The sequence below is a fragment of the Nocardiopsis sp. MT53 genome, from assembly GCF_019598965.1.
In the GTDB taxonomy this organism is placed as follows: Bacteria; Actinomycetota; Actinomycetes; order Streptosporangiales; family Streptosporangiaceae; genus Nocardiopsis; species Nocardiopsis changdeensis.
This window is the reverse complement of record NZ_CP080599.1, coordinates 281,844-306,463: the sequence shown is the minus strand read 5'-3', so window position 1 is coordinate 306,463 and position 24,620 is coordinate 281,844. Positions and strand designations below refer to the sequence as shown.

The window sequence follows — 24,620 nt, the reverse complement described above, 5'->3', positions numbered from 1 at the left end:
CACCTGGAGGGATATGAGTACTGCTGAAACCCGTGGAAGCACCCGCGCGGCCTTCGAGGCCGCCGACGAGGAGAGGCTCCACGACACGTTCGCCGACGGGAACGGGACCGACAGCGGTGAGGGGTCCCGTCGCGACACCGGCGGCGACCGTCACCCGTACGGGGACGTCCCCGACCAGGGCGAGATGGAACTCGCCGACCGGCACGCGCTGCGCCGCGTCCAGGGGCTGTCCACCGAACTCACCGACATCACCGAGGTCGAGTACCGGTCGCTGCGGCTGGAGCGCGTCGTCCTGATCGGCGTGTGGACCAGCGGCACCCAGGCCGACGCCGACAACTCGCTGGTCGAGCTGGCCGCGCTGTCCGAGACCGCCGGGGCCATGGTCCTGGAGGGCCTCACCCAGCGCCGCTCCAAGCCCGACCCCGCCACCTACGTCGGCAAGGGCAAGGCCGCCGAGCTGCGCGACATCGTCGAGTCCACCGGGGCCGACACCGTCATCTGCGACGGTGAGCTCACCCCCGGCCAGCTGCGCCAGCTGGAGGACGTCGTCAAGGTCAAGGTCGTCGACCGCACCGCGCTCATCCTGGACATCTTCGCCCAGCACGCGCGCAGCAGCGAGGGCAAGGCCCAGGTCGAACTGGCCCAGCTCAACTACCTGCTCCCGCGCCTGCGCGGCTGGGGCGACAGCCTGTCCCGCCAGGCCGGCGGGTCCGGTGGCGGCGGCGCCGGCGGCGGCGTGGGCCTGCGCGGTCCCGGTGAGACCAAGATCGAGACCGACCGGCGGCGCATCAACGACAAGATGGCCAAGCTGCGCAGGCAGCTCGCCCACATGCGCATCGCCCGCGACGTCAAGCGCGACGTCCGCCGCACCCGCCAGGTGCCCTCGGTGGCCATCGCCGGGTACACCAACGCCGGCAAGTCCAGCCTGCTCAACCGGCTGACCGGCGCCGGAGTCCTGGTGGAGAACGCCCTGTTCGCCACCCTGGACCCCACGGTCCGCCAGGCGCGCACGCCCGACGGCCGGGCGTTCACGCTCAGCGACACCGTCGGGTTCGTCCGGCACCTGCCGCACCAGCTGGTGGAGGCGTTCCGGTCCACCCTGGAGGAGGTCGCCGACGCCGACCTCATCCTGCACGTGGTCGACGGGTCGCACCCCGACCCCGAGAGCCAGATCGCCGCGGTGCGCGAGGTGTTCGCCGACATCGACGCCACCGACGTGCCCGAGCTGATCGTGGTCAACAAGGTCGACGCGGCCGACCCGGACGTGCTCAAGGCGCTGCGCACCCGCTACCCCGACATGGTCGAGGTCTCCGCCCGGACCGGGGAGGGCGTGGCCGCGCTGGTCACCGCCCTGGCCGAGTCGCTGCCCGAGCTCGCGCACGAGGTGCGCGTCCGTGTGCCCTACTCGCGCGGCGACCTGGTCGCCAAGGTGCACGAGGAGGGGCGCGTCCTCGCGGAGGAGCACACCGAGGAGGGCACCGAGCTGCACGCCTTCGTCTCGCAGGTCCTGGCGGGCAGGCTGGAGGAGTTCGCCCTCAGCACCGCCTGACCGGCCCTCGAACGGGCCCGGCCGCACGGCCGGGCCCGTTCCGTGCGTCCGGAGCCGGATGCGCCGCGGCCGGAGGGGTCTCACGTTCGCGAACGGGGGTCCGCGTGCCCGCCGGACATCGGATGTCCGCAGGTCGCCGCGGGCGGACATGGGGTTCGTCACGTCGGCCTCTCGCGAGGTATACGGCGGAACGCTCGCATTCGTCCCTGTGGAGAGGTGTACACGGAGTCCGGGAATGGACTACGGTTTTGGAGCACCTGCCGCAGCCCCAGAGCCCGGCGGACACGGCGCGCCCGGCGCGCCGCGATCCCCGACCCGCGCGGCGGTGCCCCCGGCCGCCCCCGTCGGCCCTGTCGGATCGTTCCAGATACGAGGTCGCCATGTCCGCCCGTTCCCTGCACGACCCCTCCCTTCCCTCCACGCGGCGGAACTGACCGGCGGCTGACCATGGCGGTCGTACTCCTCAGCAACATCGGTCGGTTGTGGACCGGCGACGAGATGCTGACCAAGGCGGCGCTCCTGATCGACGACGAGCGGGTGGCCTGGGTCGGCCCCGCCGCCGAACTGCCCCAGCACCTGCCCGGGGTCTACGACGACCTCACCGACGTCGACGACATCATCAACATCGGCGGCGGGCTCATCACGCCCGGACTCATCGACGCCCACTGCCACCCCGTCTACGCGGGCGACCGCTACGCCGAGGTCAGCATGTGGGCCAAGGGCGCCTCCCAGGGGGACATCTTCGCGGCCGGGGGCGGGGTGTCCACCACCGTCACCATCACGCGCGGAACCGACCCCTGGACGCTGTGCAACGCCGTGCGGGAGCGGCTGCGGCACTGGGTCATCACCGGGACCACCACCGTCGAGGCCAAGACCGGCTACCACCTGACCCGCGACGGCGAACTGGCCGACGTGCGCCTGCTGCGCTCCCTGGAGGAGGAGCCCGGCATGCCGCGCCTGCACATCACGTTCTTCCCCGCCCACGGGGTGCCGCCGGAGTTCTTCGGCCGCCCCGCCGAGTACGTCGCCACCGCCGCCTCCTGGCTGGCCGACGCCGCCCAGGTGGGCGCCGACGGGGTGGACGTCTACTGCGACAACCGGCAGTTCACCACCGACGACGCGCGGATGCTGCTGTCCGTGGGCCAGTCCGTCGGGCTGCGCACCACGCTGCACGCCTGCTCGCGCCCCCGCCACGGGGCGGTGCGCATGGCCGCCGAGCTCGGCTGCACCTCGGTGGACCTGCTGCACGAGACCGACGACGAGGACATCCTGGCGCTGGCCGCCACCCGCACCCCCGTGGTGGCCTGCCCCACCACCTCGCTGCACGAGCGCCGCCGCCCGCCGGTGCGGTCCCTGCTCGACCACGGGGTGCCCGTCGGGCTGGGCACCGACCACAACCCCGGGCAGAGCGGCGCCACGTCCATGCCGCTCATCATCTCCCTGGCCGTGGCCATGTTCCAGATGACCGTCCAGGAGGCGCTGCACGCCGCCACCGTCGGCGGCGCCCGCGCCCTGGGGATCGCCGACCGCGGCATGCTCACCCCCGGCAGCCTCGCCGACCTGGTCCAGTGGGACGCCGACCACGAGGGCGCGTTCGCGTGGTCGATGGGCCTCAAGGCCCTGCACGTGTGGCAGGGCGGCCGCACCATCCACTAGCTGAGGTGCGCCGGCGGGCGGCCCCGGCCGGGGGCCTGCCGCGAGCGCTGCGCCGCGGAGCGGGCGCCGGCCTGTCCGGACGGGACCCGGGGCCGCGACCGTCCGGGACGAGGGGGCGGCCGGGGCCTGCCGCAAGTGCTGCGCCGCGGAGCGGGCGCTGGCCTGTTCGGGCGGGACCTGGGACCGCGGCCGACAGGTACGAAGGCGAGGCCGGGCCGCCTGCCGCGAGCGCTGCGCTGTGGAGCGGGCGGTGGGCCTGTCCGGGCGGAACCCGGAACCGAGGCCGACAGGTACGAGGGCAAGGCCGGGTCGCCTGCCGTGGAGCGGGTGACCGGCCTGTCCGGACGGAACCCGGGGCGTGACCGCCGGGACGGGCGGGCCGGGGGCCCCGACGCGGCCGTGCCGGAGCCTCGGTCCGGCTCCGCGCCTCGACCCGCCCGGAGAAGCAGGGCCTAGCGGCGGCCGCGGGCCCGGGCGATCTCGATGACGGCGCGCTCCAGGGCGTACTCCGGGTCGCGGCCCGCGCCCTTGATCAGCGCGTCGGTCTCGGCCACCACCGCCATCGCCCGACCGATGCCCGCCGGGGACCAGCCGCGCGCCTGCTGGCGCAGGGTGCGCAGCTTCCACGGCGGCACCTTGGCGCTCTTGGCCAGGTCGGCGTCCGAGCCCCCGCGCGAGGGGCCCGCCACCACGGCGATGCCGCGCACCGCGCCCGCCAGCGCGCTGTTGATCAGCACCGGGGCGGTGCCCACCGCCAGCGACCAGCGCAGCTGCTCCAGCGCCTCGGGCAGGCGGCCCTCGACCGCGCGGTCCGCGACGGTGAACCCCGACGCCTCCGCCCGGCCCGAGTGGTAGCGGGCCACCGCGGCGGCGTCCACCCGCCCCTCGGTGTCGGCGATCAGCTGGGTGCAGGCCGCCGCGATCTCGCGCAGTTCGCTGCCGACCGCGTCCAGCAGCGCCTGGGCGGCGTCCGGGGTGATCTGCCGGCCCGCCGCCGAGAACTCGGCCTTGACGAACGCCACGCGCTCGGGGCCCTTGGTCGGGCCCTTGCAGTCGATCCGGGCCGCCCCCGCCTTCTGCGCCGCCTGCAGCAGGGCCTTGCCCTTGTTGCCGCCCGCGTGGGTCAGGACCAGGGTGACGTCGTCGGCCGGGTCCTTGAGATAGGCCGTCACCGTCTCGGCCAGGTCCTTGACCAGGTCCTGGGAGGAGCGCAGCACGACCACCCGGCGGTCGCCGAACAGCGACGGCGAGGTGACCTCCACCAGGGTGTGCGGGCCCACCTGGGCGGGGACCAGATCGTGGACGTCCACCTCCGGGTCCTCGGCGCGGACGGCGGCCACGATGGCGGCGACGGCCCGGTCGACGAGGAGTTCCTCGTCGCCGACGATGAGCGTGATCGGGGCGGGTGCAGGCATACCACGAGCATGCCACGCCCCACCGACCTCCCGCGCGCCGAAGCGACCGGTCGGGGCCCCGGACCAGCGCCACGGGGCCCTCGCCGGTGCCGACCACCGCGATGTCCCCCGACAGGTCGGTGCGCAGGTCCAGCGCGCCCATCCGGCGCAGCACGCTCTGCGTGAACGGCGCCGGGTGGCCGTAGGGGTTGTCGGCGCCCACTGAGGTCAGCGCGATCCGCGCCCCCGTGGCCTCCAGGAACTCCGGGACCTGCGCGGCCGACCCGTGGTGGGGGACCGCCAGCACCGCCACGGCCAGCGGCTCCCCGAGCAGCCGGCGCTGCGCCTCCTCCTCGACGTCGCCGGGCAGCAGCACCGAAAGGTGAGGGGCATCGGCGCGCACCACCACCGAGCCGTCGTTGACGGAGCCGCGGAAGCCGGGCGGCGGCCACAGGACGCGCAGCGTCCAGGCGCCCACGCGCAGCCGGTCCCCGCGTTCGGCGGCCGCCTGCTCCACCCCGGCCCCCGCGAGCAGCCCGCCCACCGGGGAGCCGCCGAACCCCGGCGGGACCAGGGCCCGGTCCACCCGGCGGTGCCTCAGCACCCCGGAGGTGCCGTCCACGTGGTCGGCGTGGTCGTGGCTCAGCACCAGCAGGGGGACCTCGCGCACGCCCAGGCGCTCCAGGCAGGCGTCGACCGCCTCGGGGTCGCGGCCCGTGTCCGCCACCACCGCGGCACCGGGAGCCACCGACAGCACGAAGGCGCTGCCCTGGCCCACGTCGCAGGCCGCCACCGCCCAGTCCCGCGGCGGCCACCCGCCGGGCAGGCAGCGCGCCGCGGCGGCCAGCAGCAGCACCGCCGCCGTCCCGGCGGCGAGCACCCGCCGCACCCGGCCCCGGGACACCACCAGCGCCACCACCAGGACGGCCAGCAGCAGCGCCCCCGCGAGGTCGGTCCGCCAGGGCAGCGCCCCGTACGGGACGCGGGCGCCCGCCTGCGCCACCGCCGCGATCCAGGCCACGCCCCAGCCGGGCACCACCGCCACCGCGGCCGCCGCCGTCGGCGCGACCACCGCCAGGGCGGCGACCAGGGAGCCCAGCACCGTCACCACCGCCACCACCGGGGCGGCCAGCACGTTGGCGGGGACCGCCACCCACGACACCTCACCGGACAGGGTCACCACCACCGGGGCGACCGCCAGGTGCGCGGCCACCGCCACGGCCAGGGCCTCGGCCACCACCCGGGGGACCGACGCCGACCACTCCCGGGTCCAGCGCGGCACCAGCAGCACGATGCCCGCGGTGGCCAGCACCGACAGCGCGAAGCCGTAGGAGGACGCCAGGGCGGGGGCGGCGAACAGCACCCCCACCACGGTCACGCCCAGCGCGCCCAGCGCCATGTGGGTGCGGCCGGTCGCCAGCGCCAGCAGGGCGAGGGAGCCCATGAAGGCGGCCCGCACCACGCTGGGTTCGGGGCGGCAGACCAGGACGAACAGCCAGATCATCACGGCCCCGCCCGCCACCGTCCACCACGGCGGCGCGCGCACCAGGCGGCCCAGCGCCACGACCACCCCGGTCAGGATGGCGAGGTTGGCGCCGCTGACGGTGAGGAGGTGCGTCATCCCGGTCGCCCGGAAGTCCTCCGCCACCTGTTCGTCCACCCCGGAGGTGTCGCCGACGATCAGGGCGGGCAACAGCCCGCGCTCGGGCTCGGGCAGGCCGGCGGCGGCGCCGCGCAGCCCGGCCCGCACGTCGCCGGCGAACCGCTGCCACCGGTCGGGCGGGGCCACCTCCAGGGGCGGGCCGCGCACCAGGACCAGGGCGCCGAGGAAGGGGTCGTCCTCGGCGGGGACGAACACGCCGCGGGCGGTGAGGGACTGGCCGGGCAGCAGCCGGGGCCACTCCCGGCCGGAGGCGAGCAGGACCACGGGTTCGGCGTTCCCCGGGCGCCCGTCCGCTGCGCTCACCCGCGCGTGGACGAGCCACTCCGGCCGGCCCGGCCGCGGTGTCCCGGCGCGCGCCCGCGGGTCGCCGGTGACCCGGGCGGTGAACTCCACCTCGCCGCCCGCCTCCACGGCGGCCCGGGCCGCGCCGACCGCCACCCGGTGCACCTGGACCCCGGCGACCACCGCGACGGTCCCGGCGCAGGCCAGCGCGGCGGCGGTGGTCAGCGCCAGCGCCTCGGCCGGCGCCCGCGCCAGCAGGAACACCAGCACCGCCGCGCACCAGGCCGCACCGCCCAGCGCCCACGCCGCCCAGGGCGGTGCCGCGGGGGCGGCCAGCGCGGCCGCCCACGCGGCCGCGGCGGGCACCACCGACCGCAGGTCCACCGGCCGCCCCACCCCGTACCCGTCCGTCCCCAGCCACACCACCACCTCCACCACCTCCTTCCGGGGCGCTCCGGGCCCCGGTCCTCAGCCGACGGTCACGTGCGGGCGGATCTCCTCCAGGGTCTTGGCGCCGATGCGGTCGACGTTGAGGAGGTCGTCCACGCTGGTGAACGGCCCGTTGGCCTCGCGGTAGGAGACGATGTTGACCGCGGTGACCTCGCCCACGCGGGGCAGCGTCTCCAGCTCCGTCTCGTCGGCTTGGTTGATGTTCACCAGCGGGCCACCGGCGGTGCCCGCGGACGGGGCCGCCGCCTCCGGCTGCGGCAGGCCCACCAGGATCTGCTCGCCGTCCACCAGGGAGCGGGCCAGGTTGAGCAGGTCCATGTCGGCGTCGGGGAGTGCGCCCCCGGCGGCCTCCACCGCGTCCGCCACCCGCGAACCGGGTGGCAGCGTGTACAGCCCGGGGTCCTCGACCTCGCCGCCCACGTGCACGACCACGTCCGCCTCGGGGGAGGCCGCCGCGGCGCTGGGCGTGGCCGCCTCGGCGGGGAGCGTGTGCGCGACGGTCTCGGGCGCGACGACCTCTGTGGGGCGCTCGCGCAGGAGCAGCACGGCGGCGACCGCGGCCACCGCCACGACGAGCAGGGCCGCCACGGCCCGCCGGGACATGGTCGCCTCGGGCGGCCACCGCCGCGCCAGCCGCTCCACGAGCCCGCCCCGCGGGGGGAGGAACTCGGTGTACCCGCTCGGCACCCGAGGGATCCGCTCCTCCCCGTCCCGCCGGGCAGGGGCAGCGCCGTCCGCGCCCCCGCGCACCCCGGAGCCGGGGTCCCCGTCGGCCCGCCGCCGCGCCCCGGCGCCCGCGCGCCGCCACGCCGACACCGTGCCGAGCCCCTCGTGCCCCGGCTCGCCCCTGTCACCCGCCGACGTCCCGCCCGCGTGCGTGGAGCCGCCGTTCGGATCGGGGCCGCGCCCGTTCCGAGAGCGCCCCGCCGTGGGCCGTGCGTCTCGGCCAGGAGGCGTCCCGCCCGCACGCAGAGGGCCATCGCCCGAGGTGGGTTCGTCCCCGTCACGCGCCAGCGCCCGGCCCGGGCGCGGGGGGCTGCCGTCAGGGCCGGGGTCGCGCCCGTCCCGGGGGTGCCCGGCCATGGAGCGTGTGTCGTGGTCCGGGGTGGTCGTGTAGGAGAGGCTGTAGGCCGCGGCGGGGACGCTCCCGCTCCGGGGGCGCTGCGGGATAGGGCGTGTGTCCCAGGGCGGGGGCGCCTCGGCCGGGTGGGTGGAGCCGTCGTCCGGGGGCGGTCCGTTCCCGTTCCGGGGGTGCCCGGCCATGGAGTGTGTGTCGTGGTCCGGGAGTGCCCTGCCCGCACGCGGGGGGCCACCGTCCGGGGTGGGGTCGCTCCCGCTGCGGGTGCGCTCCGGGGTGGGGTGTGTGTCCCAGGGCGGGGCGGTGGTCGGGGGCGCCCCGGACGGGCGGGGGCGGGCCGGGTGGAGGCGCTCGGTGGTGCCGTCGGTGAGGGGCGGGTGGGGGAGCCGGGCGCCGGTCCACGGGGGCGGGTCGCGCGGCGGCGGGGTGCGCACGGTGCGGGCGGCGTCCGGCTCCGGGTCCGGGGGCGCCGGGGCGCGGTCGTGCGGGTCGCGCTCGGGCCAGGCGTCCACCGAGTACGGGGCGCTCGGGATGCCCTCGGCGGGTTCGGGGGCGGGGCGCGGGATGCGGGCGCGCAGCCGGCGCGCGGCCGGTGAGGCGTCCAGGCCCAGGGCCCGGAGTCGTTCCTGCTGGTCGTTTCGAGGGGTCATGAGCCCAAGGTAGGGAGCCCGGTCACCGTGTGCCAGCGGGTGTGCGCGGCCTGTGGATAACCCGAAGGCCCGGCCCCCGCACGGGGCCGGGCCTTCGGGGAAGGGCTCTAGGCGCTCTGCAGGTCGTGCAGGCGCTTGGCGATCGCGCTCTTGCGGTTCGCGGCCTGGTTCTTGTGGATGACGCCCTTGCTCACGGCCTTGTCCAGGGCGCGGGCGGCGGAGCGCTGGGCCACGGTGGCCTGCTCGACGTTCCCGGTCTCGGCAGCCTCACGGAACCGGCGGACGGCCGTCTTCAGCGAAGAGCGCACCGCCTGGTTGCGGACACGGGCCTTCTCGTTCTGCCGAATGCGCTTCTTCTGCGACTTGATGTTCGCCATGCGAAAACGTGCTCCAGTTGATCTGTGCTTGTGCGCCGGTCGATCCGCGGGCTCTGCTCACGGGCAGCCGTTCCGTGAGCGGCCGACACGGGCGTCGACGCCGGGTGTGTGGTTCCACAGGGCTTGAAAGAACGTGGAAGTCCGAGACACGGACTTCCAGTATGCCGCATGGCGCCCACTGCTCAGCCCAGCCACCCTGCCGTGTAGAGCCGCAGGTCCGCCGGATCGGACAGGCTCACCCCCAGGCGCACCCGCTCGGGAGCCTGCGCCCGCGTCGTGCCGATGCGGATCGCCGCCAGCGCCGTCTCCGCCTGCTCGCCGGGGGGCACCCCGAAGCGGACCGTCACCTCCTCGCGGGTGCTCAGCGCCGACACCGCCTCGGTCACCTGCCGCACCGTGAACCCGCCGTCCATGGCGTCCGCGGGCATCCCCGGGTCCGTCCCCGGCAGCACCACCTCGTCGGCGTGCTCGGTCACCCGCGCCAGGTACCCCTTGGACCAGTACTTCTCCTCGCCGTTCATGAGGAAGGACGGGATGCGCCCGCCCGGGGCCAGCTCCACGTGGTGCGCCAGCACCGACAGCACCGCGTCCCCGCCCAGCTCCCCGCGCACCATCTCCACGAGCGCCGGCATCGACGGGTCGTTGACGGTCACCGGCCGGATCTCCAGGTGCACCCCCGCGTACCCCTCGGCGGTCTGCGCCGCGGCCGGGGCGAGCCTCTCCCGGGCCTGCCGGTCGAACCGGTCGCTCAGCAGCGACGACCCCTCGGTGGCGTGCCGCAGCCAGGCCAGCGCCCGCACGTCCGGGTACCCCTCCACCAGGGGGCGCAGGTCGTCGGTGGCGGTCACGTCCCCGTCGGCGCCGATCTCCCCGGCGAGCAGGTACACGGTGTCCACCGCGCCGGTGTCCAGCAGCGCGCGCAGGTCCCCGGCGTCGTCGGCGGAGTCCACCCACACGGCGTCGGTCCCCTGGGAGACCGCCCACGCCGCCGGGGTCCCCGAATACTGGGCGGCCAGCAGCACCCCCACTCCGGCCAGGACGACGGCGACCGCCGCCGCACCCGCCAGCAGCCGGGTCAGAAACCACTTCACCGCCGCCACCCCCACGGTTCGCGCGCCCCGAGTGGCTCGGAGGTCGCATAATCTGGACACCGGACAGTCCCGCGTGCGCGACCATACTGTCGCACCGTCCGCCGCCCGCCCAAGGGGAGGGCGCGCACTCCTCCGTGGGAGGATGGACGACGGCCCCGCGGGCCGCACACCCCGAACCCTTAGTCGAACGGAGCACGGTGGCACAGCCGAACCGGACCGATCCCGCGCTGATCCGCAACTTCTGCATCATCGCGCACATCGACCATGGCAAGTCGACGCTGGCCGACCGGATGCTCCAGATCACCGGCGTCGTCGAGGACCGTCAGATGCGGGCCCAGTACCTGGACCGCATGGACATCGAGCGCGAGCGCGGCATCACCATCAAGTCGCAGGCCGTGCGCATCCCGTTCACGGCGCTGGACGACAAGACCTACACCCTGGACCTCATCGACACGCCCGGGCACGTCGACTTCACCTACGAGGTCTCCCGCTCGCTGGCCGCCTGCGAGGGCGCGGTCCTGCTGGTGGACGCCGCCCAGGGCATCGAGGCCCAGACCCTGGCCAACCTGTACATGGCGCTGGAGAACGATCTGACGATCATCCCGGTGCTCAACAAGATCGACCTGCCGGCCGCCCAGCCGGAGAAGTACGCCGAGGAGCTGGCCGGCATCATCGGCTGCGAGCCCTCCGACGTGCTCAAGGTCAGCGCCAAGACCGGCGAGGGCGTCGAGGAGCTGCTCAACGAGATCGTCCGGCAGATCCCGCCGCCGATCGGCGACGCCGACGCCCCGGCCCGCGCGATGATCTTCGACTCGGTCTACGACACCTACCGCGGCGTGGTCACCTACGTCCGCGTGGTGGACGGCCGCCTCAGCCCGCGCGAGCGCATCCAGATGATGTCGACCCGGGCCTCCCACGAGATCCTGGAGATCGGCGTCAGCTCGCCCGAGCCCACCAAGTGCGACGGCCTGGGCGTGGGCGAGGTCGGCTACATCATCACCGGTGTGAAGGACGTGCGCCAGTCCAAGGTCGGTGACACCATCACCGCCCTGAACCGGCCCGCCACCGAGATGCTGTCGGGCTACCAGGACCCCAAGCCCATGGTGTTCTCGGGCCTGTACCCGATCGAGGGCACCGACTACCCGGTGCTGCGCGACGCCCTGGAGAAGCTCCAGCTCAACGACGCCGCCCTGGTGTTCGAGCCGGAGACCTCGGCGGCGCTGGGCTTCGGCTTCCGCTGCGGCTTCCTGGGCCTGCTGCACCTGGAGATCACCCGCGCCCGGCTGGAGCGCGAGTTCAACCTCGACCTCATCTCCACCGCGCCCAACGTGGTCTACCGGGTGGAGATGGAGGACGGCACCGAGCACGTGGTGACCAACCCGAGCGAGTTCCCGGCGGGCAAGATCGCCGCGATCTACGAGCCGATGGTCAAGGCCACGGTGCTCAGCCCCTCGGACTACATCGGCCAGATCATGGAGCTGTGCCAGGAGCGGCGCGGCGACATGCAGGGCATGGACTACCTGTCCGAGGACCGCGTCGAGATGCGCTACACCCTGCCGATGGCGGAGATCGTCTTCGATTTCTTCGACCACCTCAAGTCCCGCACCAAGGGCTACGCCTCCCTGGACTACGAGCCCACCGGCGAGCAGCGCGCCGACCTGGTCAAGGTCGACATCCTGCTCCAGGGCGAGGCCGTGGACGCCTTCTCGGCGATCGTCCACAAGGACAAGGCGTACACCTACGGCGTCGAGATGACCAAGAAGCTGCGCGAGCTCATCCCCCGGCAGCAGTTCGAGGTGCCGATCCAGGCGGCCGTCGGCGCCCGGGTGATCGCCCGCGAGAACATCCGCGCCATCCGCAAGGACGTGCTCGCCAAGTGCTACGGCGGCGACATCAGCCGTAAGCGCAAGCTGCTGGAGAAGCAGAAGGAGGGCAAGAAGCGCATGAAGATGGTGGGCCGGGTCGAGGTCCCCCAGGAGGCCTTCATCTCCGCGCTGTCCACGGACACCAGCGGCGAGGACAAGAAGAAGAAGTAGTCCTCCCGCCGAGAACGCCGCGCAGGGGTGCCCCGCCACGGGGCGCCCCTGCGTTGTTGTGCCGGTCAGGCAGCGGCGGGCACGGACGAGGGGCGCCCCCCTCGGGAGGCGCCCCTCGTCGCGTGTACGGCGGGCCGAGGCCCCTGTCAGCCCTTGACCGCTCCGGCGGTCAGCCCCTCGGTGATGTACCTCTGGAGGAACCAGAACACGATCAGCGTCGGCAGGGACAGCATGACCGCCCCCACCGAGAACATCCCGAAGTTCGCGTTGCGCTGCGACTCCACCAGCTGGTACAGGCCCAGCCCCAGGGTCTTGGCGTCGGTGTCGCGCAGGAACACGCTCGCCATCAGGAACTCGTTGATGGTGGAGATGAACACCAGCAGGCCCACGATCGCCAGCACCGGCGTGACCAGCGGCAGCATGATCCGGAAGAACACCTGCGCGTGGGTGGCCCCGTCGATCTGGGCGGACTCGTCCAGCTCCGTGGGCACCGTGTCGAAGAAGCCCTTCATCAGCCACGTGTTGATGCTCAGCGCCCCGCCCAGGTACACCAGCAGCAGCCCCCACCGGGTGTCGAACCCGATCTCGGGCCGGTACTCGCCGACGGTGCTGAACATCAGGTAGATCGCGACGATCGCCAGGAACTGCGGGAACATCTGGATGATCAGCAGGCCGATCATCCCCACCCGGCGGCCCCGGAACCGCATCCGGCTGAACGCGTACGCGGCCAGCGCCGACAGGAACACCGTCGCCGCGGCGTTGGCCACCGCGAAGAACAGCGAGTTGGCGTACCAGGTCGTGAACGGCGTGTTCCGGAACAGGTCCACGGCGTTGTCGAGCCCGGCCCCGGTCGGCCAGAGCCGGGCGCTGCTGAGCGTGCCGACGGGGTTGACCGCCGCCGACACCACGAACAGCACGGGGAACAGCGCGAACGCCGCGACGGCGATCATCACGACGTGCCGCCAGCCGAACCGCGCCGCCCACAGCGCGAACGCGGAGCCGGTACTGCGCCGGTACCCCCGGGTCGTCGCGGTCATCGGTCCACCTCCTGCAGGGCCTTGCTGCGGCTGAGGCTGATCACCGACATCACCGAGACGATCACGAAGATCATCACCGACAGCGCCGCCGCGTACCCGTACTCGGCGGTGGCCTGGCTGAACGCCATCCGGTACGTGTAGGTGATGAGCAGGTCGGTGGCCCCCGCGGACGGGTCGTCCGGCGGGAACGGCCCGCCCTTGGTGATCAGCCACACCGCGTTGAAGTTGTTGAAGTTGAACGCGAACGTCGCGATGAGGATCGGCGTCATCGCGACCATGAGCATCGGCAGGGTCACGTGCCGGAACGCCTGCCAGGCCCCGGCCCCGTCGATCCGCGCCGCCTGGGTCAGCTCCCGCGGGATGGCCTGGAGGGCGCCGGTGGCGACCAGGAACATGTACGGGTAGCCGAGCCACACGTTGGCGAGGATCACCGCGAACCGGGCCGTCCAGGCGTCGCCCAACCAGTCGACGTTCGTGCCGAGCAGCTGGTTGAACAGGCCGAAGTCGGTGTTGAACATGTCCCGCCACAGCAGGTACATGGCCAGCGAGCTCATCGCGTACGGCAGGACCACCAGGATCCGGTACGCCTGCTTCCCCCGCAGTTTCGGTACGTGCAGGGTGAGGGCGACCGCCAGGCCCACCACGAACACCAGGCCGGTGACGGCCACGGCGAAGCCGATGTTCCACACCAGGATGGAGAAGAACGAGGAGGCGAAGGTGGGGTTGAACAGGAACCGGGCGAAGTTGTCGAAGCCGACGTTCACGCGCCAGCCCTGGGCGAGCCGCTCGCCGTCCTCGCTGTAGAACGCGCCGCGCTCGTCGTCCGCGGTGTAGACGACCCCGGTCGAGGCGTCGGTGATGCAGTCGCACCCGGCGTCGTAGACCCGGGTGGCCCGACCCTCGTAGGCGGTGGAGAGGCCGCTGGCCCGGATGCCGGCGCCGTCGCCGACGGGGACGGCGAACTCCTCCAGCTCCTGGCTGCGCGCGTTGACCTGCGCGGGGGACAGGACGGTGTAGCCGAACGCCTCGGTGACCCGGCCGGAGGCGGGGTCGACGGTGGCCTCGTCCAGGGGCCGCAGCCCCTCGATGTCGCCGGCGTAGGCGGCGCCCTCGGGGTCGGTGAGGAGGAAGACCAGCTCGCCGCTCTCGGGGTCGCCGGTGGTCGCGACGGTGAGGCCGAACTCGCGGCCCTGCTCGGCGCGGGTCACCGAGTACGCCTCGATGGCGGCGATCGCCTGTTCCTTGTCGCCGCGGTGGCCGTCGCTGAAGTTCGTGACCGAGGTGCTCATGGTGTAGAGCACCGGCAGGATCTGGAACGTGATCAGGAGGAGGACACCGGGGAGCAGGTACTTGAGCGGCACCGTCCTCTTGGACAGGTACACCCAGTAGACGAGGACGAGCACGGCCGCGACGACGGCGATGCCCGCCCAGTTGCCGCCGACGTACAGCGGCAGGGCGGCCCAGACCCCCAGGGCCGTGAACAGGCCGAGCAGGGCGATCTTGACGACCTGGCCCCAGAGGGAGCCGGAGCCGGCGAAGGCGCCGCCGGGCAGTGACGTGCGGGCGGGCGCCCCCGGGGCGGGGGCGCCCGCGCTGCTGCGGGAGGACACTCCTAGCCGCCGATCTTCTCGGCGATCGTTTCGTGGGTGCTCTCCATGGTCTCGCGCACGTCGGCACCGCCGATGATCGCGGCCTCGGCCTTGCCCAGGGGCTCCCAGGTCTCGCCCATCTCGGGGATGGACGGCATGGGCATGCCCTCGGCGCCGGCCTCGGCGATGGCGGCGATGTTGGCGTCGTCGGCGGAGACCTCCTCCAGCGCTTCGAGCTGGACCGGCGTGCGCGGGTCGGACTCGTAGAGGCTGAGGATGAACGCCGGGTCGGTCACGTGGTTGGCCAGGAACTCCTGGGCCAGGGCGCTGTTGGCGCTGCCCTCGGTGACGAAGAAGGCCTGGTAGCCGATGTAGGGGCGGGCCGGGCCCTCGCCCTCGAAGCCCGGGATGGGGCTGATGGCGTACTCCAGGTCGGCGGCGTCGGCGTCGCCGATGTTCCACGGGCCCGCGATGAAGAACGGGGCCTCGCCGTCGAAGAAGAGGGCGGCGTCGTTCTGGGTGTCGATGGAGCGGCGCAGCACACCCTGGCCGGCCTCGCCGTACTCGGCGATCTTCTCCATGGCGGCGATGGACTCGTCGCTGTTCAGGCCCAGGTCGGTCGGGTCCCAGTTGCCCTCGTCGTCCTGGCCGAAGAGGTAGCCGCCGGCGGAGGTGAACAGGGCGTTCATCCGGTAGGGGTCGCCCTCCTGGCCCACGGCCATGGACAGGACCTCGCTGGTCTCGCCGCTCTCCTTGAGGGAGGTGCCGACCTCGACGAGCTCCTCGAAGGTCTCCGGGGCGTCCGGGGCCAGCGCGGTGTTGCGCATGAGGAAGATGTTCTCCTGCGAGTACGGCACGCCGAAGAGCTGGCCGTCGTAGGTGAGCGCCTGCACCGAGGTCTCGTCCAGCGTCTCGGCGCGGTGCTCGGGCAGCTCGACGGGCTGCACGGCGCCGTTGCGGACCAGGTTGCCGGTCCAGTCGTGGGCGCCGATGAAGATGTCGGGGGCGTTGCCCGCCTGGTGGGCGTTGAGCAGGTCGCCCTGGATGTCGCCGAAGGCCAGCTGCTGCACGTCGACCTTGATGCCGTTGGTGTCGGCGAAGCTCTGCGCGGCGGCCTCGATGGCGGCGGCCCGCTCGGGGTCGGACCAGATGACGAGGGTGGTGTCGGTGCCCTCCTGGGCGTCCTCGCCGCCGCCTCCGCAGGCGGTCGCCATCAGGGCGGTCGCGGCGAGGGCCGCGAACGCCGGTGCGCTGCGCAATCTCATGGTGTCTTCCTTCCGGGAGGACGGACTGAGGAGGTCGTGCGTGCGGTCCGCCGGGGGTTCCGGTGCCTGCCTCCGCCGTGCGTGGTGATGTGACGTTAGCAATAACTTGCAAGCATTGAAAGACTTTGCAGGCGCCAGGGATAAAGATGTGGAAACACCATGGAAACGACGGTGTGATCCGATCCGGTGCGTCGTTGCGGGGTCACTCTGGGATGATCATATCTGTGACTTCGCACCATTTGGTCACACCATTCCCCTGGCGCCTGTAAGAACCCGACGCAACCCGGCCGTTCTTTCGGCAACCGGTCCGTACCGGCCGCCCGCCGTCGGTCCCGCCCGCCGTCGGTCCCGCCCGCCGTCGGTCCCGCCCGTCCCGGCGACGGGGCCGGACGCGGCGGCGGCCGGGCGCCGCGAGGACGCCCGGCCGCCGGTTCGCTGCTCGAACGGGTCAGACGCGCAGCCAGACGGCGGTCTCGCCCGGCAGGGACAGCACGCCCCCGGCCGGCGCGGGGACCGGGCCGCTGGCCAGCAGCACCTCGCCGTCCGCGGCCACCTCCGCCGGCTCGGCGCCGAGGTTGACCGCGACCCGGACGCCCGGCTCGCGCTCGAAGAAGAGCACACCCTCGGGGGCGTCCAGCCAGCCCATCGCCCCGTCGCCGAGCGCGTCCAGCTCCCGGCGCAGCCCCAGCGCCCGGGTGTACAGCTCCAGGGTGGAGCCCTCCACCCCGCGCTGGGTGTCGCGCGCCAGTCCGCCCCAGCCCTCCGGCATCGGCAGCCACGGCGTGGAGCCGGCGGGGCCGAACCCGAACGGCGCCTCGCCGGACTCCCACGGCAGCGGCACCCGGCAGCCGTCGCGGCCGCGCTCGGTACGGCCCGAGCGCTCCCAGGTCGGGTCCTGGAGCGCGTCCTCCGGCAGGTCGGTGACCTCCGGCAGGCCCAGCTCCTCGCCCTGGTACAGGTACACCGAGCCGGGCAGCGCCAGCATCAGCAGCGTGGCCGCGCGCGCCCGGCGCAGCCCCTGCTCCCCGCCGCCGAACCGGGTGACGTGGCGGGTCACGTCGTGGTTGGACAGCACCCACGTGGTGGTCGCGCCCACGGCGCCGTTGGCCGCCAGGGAGCCGTCGATCACCTCGCGCAGCCGCGCCGCGTCCCACGGGGCGGTCAGGTACTCGAAGTTGAACGCCTGGTGCAGCTCGTCGGGGCGCAGGTAGCGGGCCACCCGCGCGGCGTCCTCCACCCACGCCTCGGCGACCATCGTGCGCTCGCCCGGGTAGGAGGCGGCGATCGCCGACCAGCGCCGGTAGATGTCGTGCACGCCGTCCTGGTCGAAGTACGGCAGCGAGGTGCTGCCGTCGAGCAGGTCCGCCTTGGCGTCCTCGGCGATGTCGGGCAGTGCCGGGTCCTTGACCATGCCGTGCGCGACGTCGATGCGGAAGCCGTCCACACCCCGGTCCAGCCAGAAGCGCAGCACGTCGTCGAACTCGTCGTGCACCTCCTGGGAGGTCCAGTCCAGGTCGGGCTGCTCGGCGTCGAACAGGTGCAGGTACCACTGCTCGGGGGTGCCGTCCGGGCGCTTGAGCCGGGTCCAGGCCGCCCCGCCGAAGATCGACTTCCAGTTGTTGGGCGGCTGCTCGCCGTCGGGGCCCTTGCCGTCCCGGAAGATGTACCGGGAGCGGGCGGGGTCGCCGGGCTCGGCCGCCACGGCCTCGCGGAACCACCGGTGCGCGGAGGAGGTGTGGTTGGGGACCACGTCGATGATCACGCGGATTCCCAGGCCGTGCGCGGCCTCCAGCAGCGCGTCGAAGTCCCCGAGGGTGCCGAAGCGGGGGTCGACGTCGCGGTAGTCCGCCACGTCGTAGCCGCCGTCGGCCAGCGGGGACACGTAGAAGGGGGTCAACCAGATCGCGTCCACGCCGAGCTCCGCGAGGTGCGGCAGGCGCTCGCGGATGCCCGCGAGGTCGCCCTCGCCGTCCCCGTTCGCGTCGGCGAAGCTGCGCACGTAGATCTGGTAGATGGCCGCGTCGCGCCACCAGTGCGACTCGTGGGTCATCGTGGGGGTCCTTCCCGATCGGTGGCTGCAAGTTCTTGCGCAAGGTTACCGCCAACTTTCAACCATGTGACGACCATCTCGACTACAGTTGCGCCCATGGGTCCACGACTTGCCGACATCGCGCGGCACGCAGGTGTCAGCGAGGCGACGGTCTCACGGGTGCTCAACGACAAACCGGGCGTTGGCAGCGAAACCCGCAAAGCCGTCCTGACCGCGCTGGACGTCCTCGGATACGAACGCCCCGCCCGGCTGCGCCAGCGTTCCGCGGGCCTCGTGGGGATGGTCATCCCCGAACTGGACAACCCCGTCTTCCCGATGTTCGCCCAGGCGGCCGAGGGGGCGCTGGCCCAGCGCGGCTACACCCCCGTCCTGTGCACGCAGACCCCCGGCGGGATAACGGAGGACGAGTACGTCGAGCTGCTCCTGGAGCGCAACGTCTCGGGCATCCTCTTCGTCTCCGGCAAGCACGCCGACACCACCGCCTCCCACGAGCGCTACCGCTCCCTGGTCTCCCGGCGGCTGCCCATCGTCCTGGTCAACGGGTTCGCCCAGGAGATCCCCGCGGCGTTCATCTCCTGCGACGACCGCGAGGCCGGGCGCCTGGCCGTCGACCACCTGGTCGCCCTGGGGCACACCCGCATCGGGTTCACCAGCGGCCCCGAGCGCTACGTCCCGGTGCGCCGCAAGCTGGAGGGCTACCACGCGGCGCTGCGCGACCACGGCCTGGACGGGGCCGACCTGGTGGAGCTGTCGCTGTTCGGCGTGGAGGGCGGCCACGCCGCCGCCACCCGGCTCATCGACCGCGGCGTCACCGCGATGGTGTGCGGCTCCGACATGATGGCGCTGGGCGCCATCCGCGCGGCCCGCCAGCGCGGCCTGCGCGTCCCCCGCGACTTCTCCGTGGTGGGCTACGACGACTCCCAGCTCATCGCGTTCACCGACCCGCCGCTGACCACCGTGCGCCAGCCGGTCCACGCCATGGCGCTGGCCGCTGCCCGGGCGCTGTGCGACGAGATCGCCGGGCACCCCGTCTCCCACACCGAGTTCGTGTTCGGCCCCGAGCTGGTCGTGCGCGGCTCCACCGGCATCGCCCCCGGCGCCGGGCCGGGCGCCCCCCGCACCCCCGACGGCGCCGCCGTCCAGGGCTCCGCGCTCTGACCCCCGGCCGGGCCGGGGCGCGACCCGCCGGGACCGGGCACACACGCGGGTCGGTGACACTGGGTACATGCCTTCCGTTGCCCTCGACGGCGAACCCGTACCGCGCACCGGCGACCTGCCGGAGGCCTCCCTCGCCGAACTCGGCGACCGGCCGCTCGGGTTCTACGTCCACGTGCCCTTCTGCGTCACCCGCTGCGGCTACTGCGACTTCAACACCTACACCGCCGAGGAGCTGGTCTCCCGCGACGGAACGGCGGTCGCCTCCCGCGACACCTACGCCGACCAGGCCATCGCCGAGATCGCCCTGGCCGACCGGGTCCTGGCGGGCCCCCGGCCCCGGGTGAGCACCGTGTTCGTGGGCGGGGGGACCCCCACCCTGCTGGCCGCCGACGACCTGGGCCGCATCCTCGCCGCCATCGCCGACCGGTTCGGCCTGGAACCGGGCGCGGAGGTCACCACCGAGGCCAACCCCGAGACCGTCACCCCCGAGTACCTGGCCCGCCTGCGCGAGGCCGGGTTCACCCGGGTGTCGTTCGGCATGCAGAGCGCCCGGGCGCACGTCCTGCGCGTCCTGGAGCGCGGCCACACCCCCGGCCGCCCCGAGCAGTGCGTCGCCTGGGCCCGCGAGGCCGGGTTCGAGCACGTCAACCTCGACCTCATCTACGGCACCCCGGGGGAGGGCGACGACGACTGGCGGGCCTCCCTGGACGCCGCCGTGGCCGCCGGCCCCGACCACGTCTCCGCCTACTCCCTCATCGTGGAGGAGGGCACCCGCCTGGCCGCCCGGGTGCGCCGCGGCGAGCTCGCCGAGCCCGACGACGACACCATGGCCGACCGCTACCTCATGGCCGACACGGTGCTCGCCGAGGCCGGGTTCACCCCCTACGAGGTGTCCAACTGGGCGCGCACGCCCGAGGGCCGCAGCAGGCACAACATGCTCTACTGGACCGGCGCCCACTGGTGGGGCGTGGGCCCCGGCGCGCACGGCCACGTGGGCGGCACGCGCTGGTGGAACGTCAAGCACCCGGCCGCCTACGCCGCCCGCCTGGCCCAGGGCTCCAGCCCGGCCCAGGCCCGCGAGGTGCTCACCGAGCAGGAGCGCCGCTTCGAGCGGGTGCTGCTGGAGCTGCGGATCGAGCAGGGGTGCCCGCTGGACCTGCTCGAACCCCCGGGCCGGGAGGCCGCCGCCCGCGCCGTCGCCGAGGGGCTGCTGGACGCCGACGCGCACCGCGCCGGCCGCGCCGTGCTCACCCGCCGGGGACGGCTGCTCGCCGACGCCGTGGTCCGCGACCTCACCTGAGCGGCGCCCGCCGCGAGCGCGGCGGGGGACACACGACGAGGGGCCCGGTCCGAGGACCGGGCCCCTCGCGGCGTCCGCGGAGCAGTGGGCCTACTTGATCCAGGAGACGTTGAACGGGTAGCGGTACCACTCGCCCTTGTTGGCGGCGACGCCGCCCAGGATGCCGAAGACGACGGCGGCGACCCAGCACAGGAACCAGGTGATCATCCCGATGAAGACGAACATCAGGATGCTGGACACCACGTAGCCGATGAGGACCAGCAGCTGGAAGTTGAGGGCCTGGGCCGCCTGGTCGCGGACGAACGGCGACTCCTCGCGCTTGATCAGGTAGATGATCAGCGGGACGATGAAGCCGAGCAGGCCGCCGCCCAGGTGGGCGAACAGGCCGAACTGCCGCTCGTCCTGGCTGGGCGGGGCGCCCGTGGCCGAGCCCGGCTGGGCGCCGTAGCCGCCGTGCGGGTAGCCGGCCGCCTGGTAGCCGCCGGTCTGGTCCTGGTACCCGCCCGGGGGCGGGTAGCCCCCGGGGGCCCCGGGCGGCGGCGGGTAGCCGCCGGGCTGCTGGGCGCCGGGGGGCGGGTAGCCGCCGGACGGGTCGTGGTAGCCGGGTGCCGCGTGGCCGCCGGAGGGGTCCTGCTGACCGGGCGCCGGGTAGCCGCCGGACTGGCCCTGGTAGCCGGGCGCGGGGTAGCCGCCGGACGGGTTCTGCTGACCGGGCGCGGGGTAGCCGCCGGACGGGTTCTGCTGACCGGGCGCGGGGTAGCCGCCGGACTGGTCCTGGCCGCCCTGCTGCGGGTGCTGGCCGTAGGGGTCTTCCGGCGGTGGCGTGTTGGGGTAGGACATCTCGGGTTCCTTAGGGACGGGTGCGTTCGCGGGTGCGGTCGGTCACTTGAGCAGACGGATGCTGAACGGGTAGCGGTACCACGCCCCCTTGTTGGCTCCGTTGGCTCCTAGGACGCCGAACACGATCGAAACGATCCAGATCAGGGCGATCAGCAGGGAACCGATCCACGACAGGTTCGGGAAGAAGATACCCAGACCGATGAAGACCACCCCGGCGAAGATGTACGGGATGAGCAGCGTGATCTGGAAGTTCGCCGCCTCGGAGGCGTGGTGGCGCACGTACGGCGAGGTGTTCCGCCTGGCGAAGTAGATCGCCAGCGGGGGGATCCAGCCCAGGCAGGCGATGATGAAGCCGGACAGGTGGGCGAGCATCGCCATCAGGACGTCGTTGTCGCCGTTCTGGACCGGGGCGCCGGAGGCACCGGCCCCGGGTTGCGGCTGCCCGTACTGCGGCTGCCCCTGGGGTACACCGTACTGCGGCTGACCCTGCGGCTGCGGCTGCTGCGGGGCCCCGCCGTACGGGCCCTGGTCCCCGTAGGGCGGCTGGGCCTGCGGCTGAGGCGGGCCGTAGGGCGGGGCGCCGGGCGCCGGGGCGAAGCCGGGCTGGCCCTGTCCGTACTGCGGCTGCTGTGCCTGCGGGGGCTGCGCCTGGGGCTGCTCGTACTGCGGCTGCCCGCCGTACTGTCCGTACCCCGGCTGTCCGCCCGAGGGCTGGCCGTACTGCCCGTATCCGGGCTGGGAGCCGGAGGGCTGCGCGTGGCCCGGCTGCTCGCCGGAGGGCTGCCCGCCGTACTGCCCGTGGCCGGGCTGTCCGCCGGAGGGCTGGCCGTACTGGCCGTACCCGGGCTGGGAGCCGGAGGGCTGCGCGTACCCCGGCTGCTCTCCCGAGGGGCCGTGGGCGGGGTACCCGCCGGACGGCTGCGCGCCGTACTGCTCCTGCCCCCGCTGCTCACCGTACTCCGGGGAGTAGGGGGACGGCGCCTGCGGCTGCTCGCCGGAGGGCGGGCCCTGGTTCGGGTCCTCCGGGGACGGGGGATTCGTCGGGGTCTCGCTCATGCTCTTCCTCGGCTCCGCTGGTGAGGGGCGCTATCTCGTGTCTACCGGGCCGTACCGACGACCGGAGGCAGAAACCGGCCTCGTGTCCGGTCTGAATCCTAGGCGCAAGGGGGGTCACGGTCCGTGCGGGCCGGTGACGAAATCGATGAGTTCCTCCACCCGACCCGACAGGGCCGGTTCCAGGTCAGCATAGGTTCGCACCGAACCCAGGATCCGGCGCCACGCCTCACCCGTGCTCATCCGCCAGCCCAGCGCCTCCAGGACCCCCTCCTTCCAGGGGACCCCCCTGGGCACCTCGGGCCAGGCGCGGATGCCCAGCGCGGCCGGCCGCACCGCCTGCCACACGTCGACGTAGGGGTGGCCCGCCACCAGGACGTCCCCGCCCCGCACCCGCTCGGCGATCCGCGACTCCTTCGACCCCGGCACCAGGTGGTCCACCAGGACCCCCAGGCGCCGCCCCGGGCCGGGGGTGAACTCCGCCACGATCGCGGGCAGGTCGTCGACCCCCTCCAGGAACTCGACGGCCACCCCCTCCACGCGCAGGTCGTGCCCCCACACCTTCTCGACCAGCTCCGCGTCGTGGGCGCCCTCGACGTAGATCCGGCCCTCCCGGGCCGTGCGCGCCCTCAGGCCCTGGACGGCGACCGAGCCGGAGGCGCTGCGCAGCGGCCCCCGCGGCGCGGCGGACGGCCGCACCAGGGTCACCGGCTCGCCGTCCACCAGGAAGGCGGCCGGTTCCAGTGCGAACACCCGGCGCCGCCCGTACCGGTCCTCCAGGGTCACGGTCGCCTTGTCCCAGCCGACCACCGCGCCGCAGAACGCCTCCCCGGCGTCCTCCACCACGAGGTCGCGGTCGAGCGGGACCTCGCGGACCCTCCGCTCGGGTCGGTTGCGCGCCGAGGCCAGCACATCGCGGCCGTACCGGCCGGTTCCCTTGGTAGCCACGGTGGTGCAGTCTACAGACGGCGCCCCCCGCCGGCGGGGAAGGCGCCGCGCCGGCGCCGCACCCGCCCGCGGAGCGGCCGGGGTTTGCGTCCGGGCATAGAATTAGCACTGAGGACCATCGAGTGCCAGGAGGTGGCGAGTTGCTGGATGAGCGCAAGCTCGCGGTCCTGCGTGCCGTCGTCGAGGACTTCGTCAGCACCAACGAACCGGTGGGGTCCAAGGCCCTCGCCGACCGCCATCGGCTCGGGGTCTCCCCGGCCACCATCCGCAACGACATGGTCGCGCTGGAAGAGGACGGGTACATCACCCAGCCCCACACCAGTGCCGGGCGCGTGCCCACGGACAAGGGGTACCGGCTCTTCGTCGACCGCCTGTCCTCGGTCAAGCCCCTCTCGGCCGCGGAGCGCCGCGCCATCGAGTCGTTCCTCAACGGCGCCGTCGACCTCGACGAGATCGTCGCCCGCACGGTCCGGCTGCTCGCGCAGCTCACCCGCCAGGTGGCGATCGTCCAGTACCCGTCGCTGACCCGCTCCTCCGTCCAGCACGTCGAGCTGGTGCCCCTCGCGGGCCAGCGGCTCATGCTGGTGGTCATCACCGACACCGGCCGGGTCGAGCAGCGCGTCATCGACGGCCTGGGCGAGGTCGACGCCGACGCGGTCGCCGACCTGCGCGGCATGCTCATCCGGGCCACCGCCGGCCTGCACCTCGCGGAGGTCCCCGGCGCGGTCGAGGACCTGCCCCAGCAGGTTCCCGAGGAGAACCGCGCCATGGCGGCGTCCGTCCTGTCCGTACTGCTGGAGAGCCTGGTCGAACGCCACGAGGAGAAGCTGGTCCTCGCGGGCACGGCCAACCTCGCGGCCGTCGATTTCGCCGCCAGCCTGAGGGACGTCCTGGAGGCGTTGGAAGAGAACATGGTCCTCATCCGTTTGCTGGGTGAGGCGAAGGACCCGTCGATGCTCACGGTGCGCATCGGCGCGGAGAACTTCCACGAGGGGCTGCGGTCCACCTCGGTCGTGTCGGCCGACTACGGTGTGGGAAACCAGTCGCTCGCCAAGATCGGTGTCGTGGGACCCACCCGGATGGACTACCCCGGGACGATGGGGGCGGTACGCGCCGTTGCTCGGTATGTCGGACAGATTTTGGCAGGACAGTAA

The 24,620-nt window shown here is 73.6% G+C and carries 17 protein-coding genes and 1 pseudogene; 6 read left to right on the top strand and 12 right to left on the bottom strand.

Going from position 1 to position 24,620, the window contains the following annotated elements; all coding sequences use genetic code 11:
• Positions 1-13: 13 nt before the first annotated feature.
• Both hflX and K1J57_RS01310 read left to right on the top strand, forming a co-directional pair.
• On the top strand, positions 14-1,549 hold the full coding sequence (hflX, locus tag K1J57_RS01315) for a GTPase HflX (protein WP_220562661.1): 1,536 nt from the start codon (positions 14-16) through the stop codon (positions 1,547-1,549).
• 447 nt (positions 1,550-1,996) lie between these two features.
• Positions 1,997-3,205: an amidohydrolase family protein gene (locus K1J57_RS01310; protein ID WP_220562660.1), complete on the top strand. Its 1,209-nt coding sequence runs from the start codon at positions 1,997-1,999 to the stop codon at positions 3,203-3,205.
• 452 nt (positions 3,206-3,657) lie between these two features.
• Here the strand turns inward: K1J57_RS01310 and holA are convergent, their stop codons facing one another.
• The 5 genes and pseudogenes from holA to K1J57_RS01285 all read right to left on the bottom strand — a co-directional run bounded on the left by holA (position 3,658) and on the right by K1J57_RS01285 (position 10,190).
• Complete coding sequence (gene holA, locus K1J57_RS01305) at positions 3,658-4,620, bottom strand: DNA polymerase III subunit delta (protein ID WP_220562659.1); 963 nt, start codon at positions 4,618-4,620, stop codon at positions 3,658-3,660.
• A 49-nt stretch (positions 4,621-4,669) separates the two neighbouring features.
• Positions 4,670-6,973, bottom strand: a pseudogene (locus K1J57_RS01300) (ComEC/Rec2 family competence protein); the annotation flags it as partial.
• Positions 6,974-7,012: 39 nt separating this feature from the next.
• Positions 7,013-8,722: a helix-hairpin-helix domain-containing protein gene (locus K1J57_RS33255; protein ID WP_255646774.1), complete on the bottom strand. Its 1,710-nt coding sequence runs from the start codon at positions 8,720-8,722 to the stop codon at positions 7,013-7,015.
• Between the two features lie 107 nt (positions 8,723-8,829).
• Positions 8,830-9,099: a 30S ribosomal protein S20 gene (gene rpsT, locus K1J57_RS01290; RefSeq protein ID WP_220562658.1), complete on the bottom strand. Its 270-nt coding sequence runs from the start codon at positions 9,097-9,099 to the stop codon at positions 8,830-8,832.
• Positions 9,100-9,281: 182 nt separating this feature from the next.
• A complete protein-coding gene (locus tag K1J57_RS01285; RefSeq protein WP_220562657.1) occupies positions 9,282-10,190 on the bottom strand; it encodes a hypothetical protein in 909 nt (302 codons plus the stop codon).
• Between the two features lie 197 nt (positions 10,191-10,387).
• Between K1J57_RS01285 and lepA the strand changes: the two genes are divergently transcribed.
• Positions 10,388-12,226 (top strand): translation elongation factor 4, encoded by a 1,839-nt coding sequence (gene lepA, locus K1J57_RS01280; protein WP_220562656.1) that lies wholly within the window; start codon positions 10,388-10,390, stop codon positions 12,224-12,226.
• Positions 12,227-12,372: 146 nt separating this feature from the next.
• Here lepA and K1J57_RS01275 read toward each other — a convergent pair whose 3' ends face one another.
• The 4 genes from K1J57_RS01275 to K1J57_RS01260 all read right to left on the bottom strand — a co-directional run bounded on the left by K1J57_RS01275 (position 12,373) and on the right by K1J57_RS01260 (position 18,167).
• A complete protein-coding gene (locus K1J57_RS01275; protein WP_220562655.1) occupies positions 12,373-13,263 on the bottom strand; it encodes a sugar ABC transporter permease in 891 nt (296 codons plus the stop codon).
• A complete protein-coding gene (locus K1J57_RS01270) occupies positions 13,260-14,873 on the bottom strand; it encodes an ABC transporter permease subunit (protein ID WP_220562654.1) in 1,614 nt (537 codons plus the stop codon). Before K1J57_RS01270 ends, K1J57_RS01275 begins: the two co-directional genes overlap by 4 nt.
• A 2-nt stretch (positions 14,874-14,875) precedes the next feature.
• On the bottom strand, positions 14,876-16,117 hold the full coding sequence (locus tag K1J57_RS01265) for an extracellular solute-binding protein (RefSeq protein WP_220562653.1): 1,242 nt from the start codon (positions 16,115-16,117) through the stop codon (positions 14,876-14,878).
• Positions 16,118-16,565: 448 nt separating this feature from the next.
• Complete coding sequence (locus K1J57_RS01260) at positions 16,566-18,167, bottom strand: glycoside hydrolase family 13 protein (protein WP_220562652.1); 1,602 nt, start codon at positions 18,165-18,167, stop codon at positions 16,566-16,568.
• Between the two features lie 96 nt (positions 18,168-18,263).
• Between K1J57_RS01260 and K1J57_RS01255 the strand changes: the two genes are divergently transcribed.
• Both K1J57_RS01255 and hemW read left to right on the top strand, forming a co-directional pair.
• The gene (locus tag K1J57_RS01255; RefSeq protein WP_220562651.1) at positions 18,264-19,325 is read left to right on the top strand and encodes a LacI family DNA-binding transcriptional regulator; all 1,062 of its coding nucleotides are present in this window, start codon (positions 18,264-18,266) and stop codon (positions 19,323-19,325) included.
• 67 nt (positions 19,326-19,392) lie between these two features.
• Positions 19,393-20,625 carry a radical SAM family heme chaperone HemW gene (hemW, locus tag K1J57_RS01250; protein WP_220562650.1) on the top strand — a complete coding sequence of 411 codons (1,233 nt, stop codon included), beginning with the start codon at positions 19,393-19,395 and terminating at the stop codon, positions 20,623-20,625.
• 90 nt (positions 20,626-20,715) lie between these two features.
• Here the strand turns inward: hemW and K1J57_RS01245 are convergent, their stop codons facing one another.
• The 3 genes from K1J57_RS01245 to K1J57_RS01235 all read right to left on the bottom strand — a co-directional run bounded on the left by K1J57_RS01245 (position 20,716) and on the right by K1J57_RS01235 (position 23,466).
• A complete protein-coding gene (locus tag K1J57_RS01245; RefSeq protein WP_220562649.1) occupies positions 20,716-21,465 on the bottom strand; it encodes a DUF4870 domain-containing protein in 750 nt (249 codons plus the stop codon).
• Between the two features lie 42 nt (positions 21,466-21,507).
• Positions 21,508-21,837 (bottom strand): DUF4870 domain-containing protein, encoded by a 330-nt coding sequence (locus K1J57_RS34110; protein WP_220565284.1) that lies wholly within the window; start codon positions 21,835-21,837, stop codon positions 21,508-21,510.
• A 798-nt stretch (positions 21,838-22,635) separates the two neighbouring features.
• The gene (locus tag K1J57_RS01235; protein ID WP_220562648.1) at positions 22,636-23,466 is read right to left on the bottom strand and encodes a DUF3097 domain-containing protein; all 831 of its coding nucleotides are present in this window, start codon (positions 23,464-23,466) and stop codon (positions 22,636-22,638) included.
• A gap of 140 nt (positions 23,467-23,606) precedes the next feature.
• Here K1J57_RS01235 and hrcA point away from each other — a divergent pair, with 140 nt between their 5' ends.
• The gene (hrcA, locus tag K1J57_RS01230; RefSeq protein WP_220562647.1) at positions 23,607-24,620 is read left to right on the top strand and encodes a heat-inducible transcriptional repressor HrcA; all 1,014 of its coding nucleotides are present in this window, start codon (positions 23,607-23,609) and stop codon (positions 24,618-24,620) included.

What these genes read in the sequence shown, in the direction of transcription:
- K1J57_RS01260 (WP_220562652.1), bottom strand. Translation starts at nt 18,167, where the DNA reads ATGACCCACGAGTCGCACTGGTGGCGCGACGCGGCCATCTACCAGATC.
- rpsT (WP_220562658.1), bottom strand. Translation starts at nt 9,099, where the DNA reads ATGGCGAACATCAAGTCGCAGAAGAAGCGCATTCGGCAGAACGAGAAG.
- K1J57_RS01275 (WP_220562655.1), bottom strand. Translation starts at nt 13,263, where the DNA reads ATGACCGCGACGACCCGGGGGTACCGGCGCAGTACCGGCTCCGCGTTC.
- hemW (WP_220562650.1), top strand. Translation starts at nt 19,393, where the DNA reads ATGCCTTCCGTTGCCCTCGACGGCGAACCCGTACCGCGCACCGGCGAC.
- K1J57_RS33255 (WP_255646774.1), bottom strand. Translation starts at nt 8,722, where the DNA reads ATGACCCCTCGAAACGACCAGCAGGAACGACTCCGGGCCCTGGGCCTG.
- K1J57_RS01255 (WP_220562651.1), top strand. Translation starts at nt 18,264, where the DNA reads ATGGGTCCACGACTTGCCGACATCGCGCGGCACGCAGGTGTCAGCGAG.
- hflX (WP_220562661.1), top strand. Translation starts at nt 14, where the DNA reads ATGAGTACTGCTGAAACCCGTGGAAGCACCCGCGCGGCCTTCGAGGCC.
- K1J57_RS01245 (WP_220562649.1), bottom strand. Translation starts at nt 21,465, where the DNA reads ATGTCCTACCCCAACACGCCACCGCCGGAAGACCCCTACGGCCAGCAC.
- K1J57_RS01265 (WP_220562653.1), bottom strand. Translation starts at nt 16,117, where the DNA reads ATGAGATTGCGCAGCGCACCGGCGTTCGCGGCCCTCGCCGCGACCGCC.
- K1J57_RS34110 (WP_220565284.1), bottom strand. Translation starts at nt 21,837, where the DNA reads ATGCTCGCCCACCTGTCCGGCTTCATCATCGCCTGCCTGGGCTGGATC.
- K1J57_RS01310 (WP_220562660.1), top strand. Translation starts at nt 1,997, where the DNA reads ATGGCGGTCGTACTCCTCAGCAACATCGGTCGGTTGTGGACCGGCGAC.
- holA (WP_220562659.1), bottom strand. Translation starts at nt 4,620, where the DNA reads ATGCCTGCACCCGCCCCGATCACGCTCATCGTCGGCGACGAGGAACTC.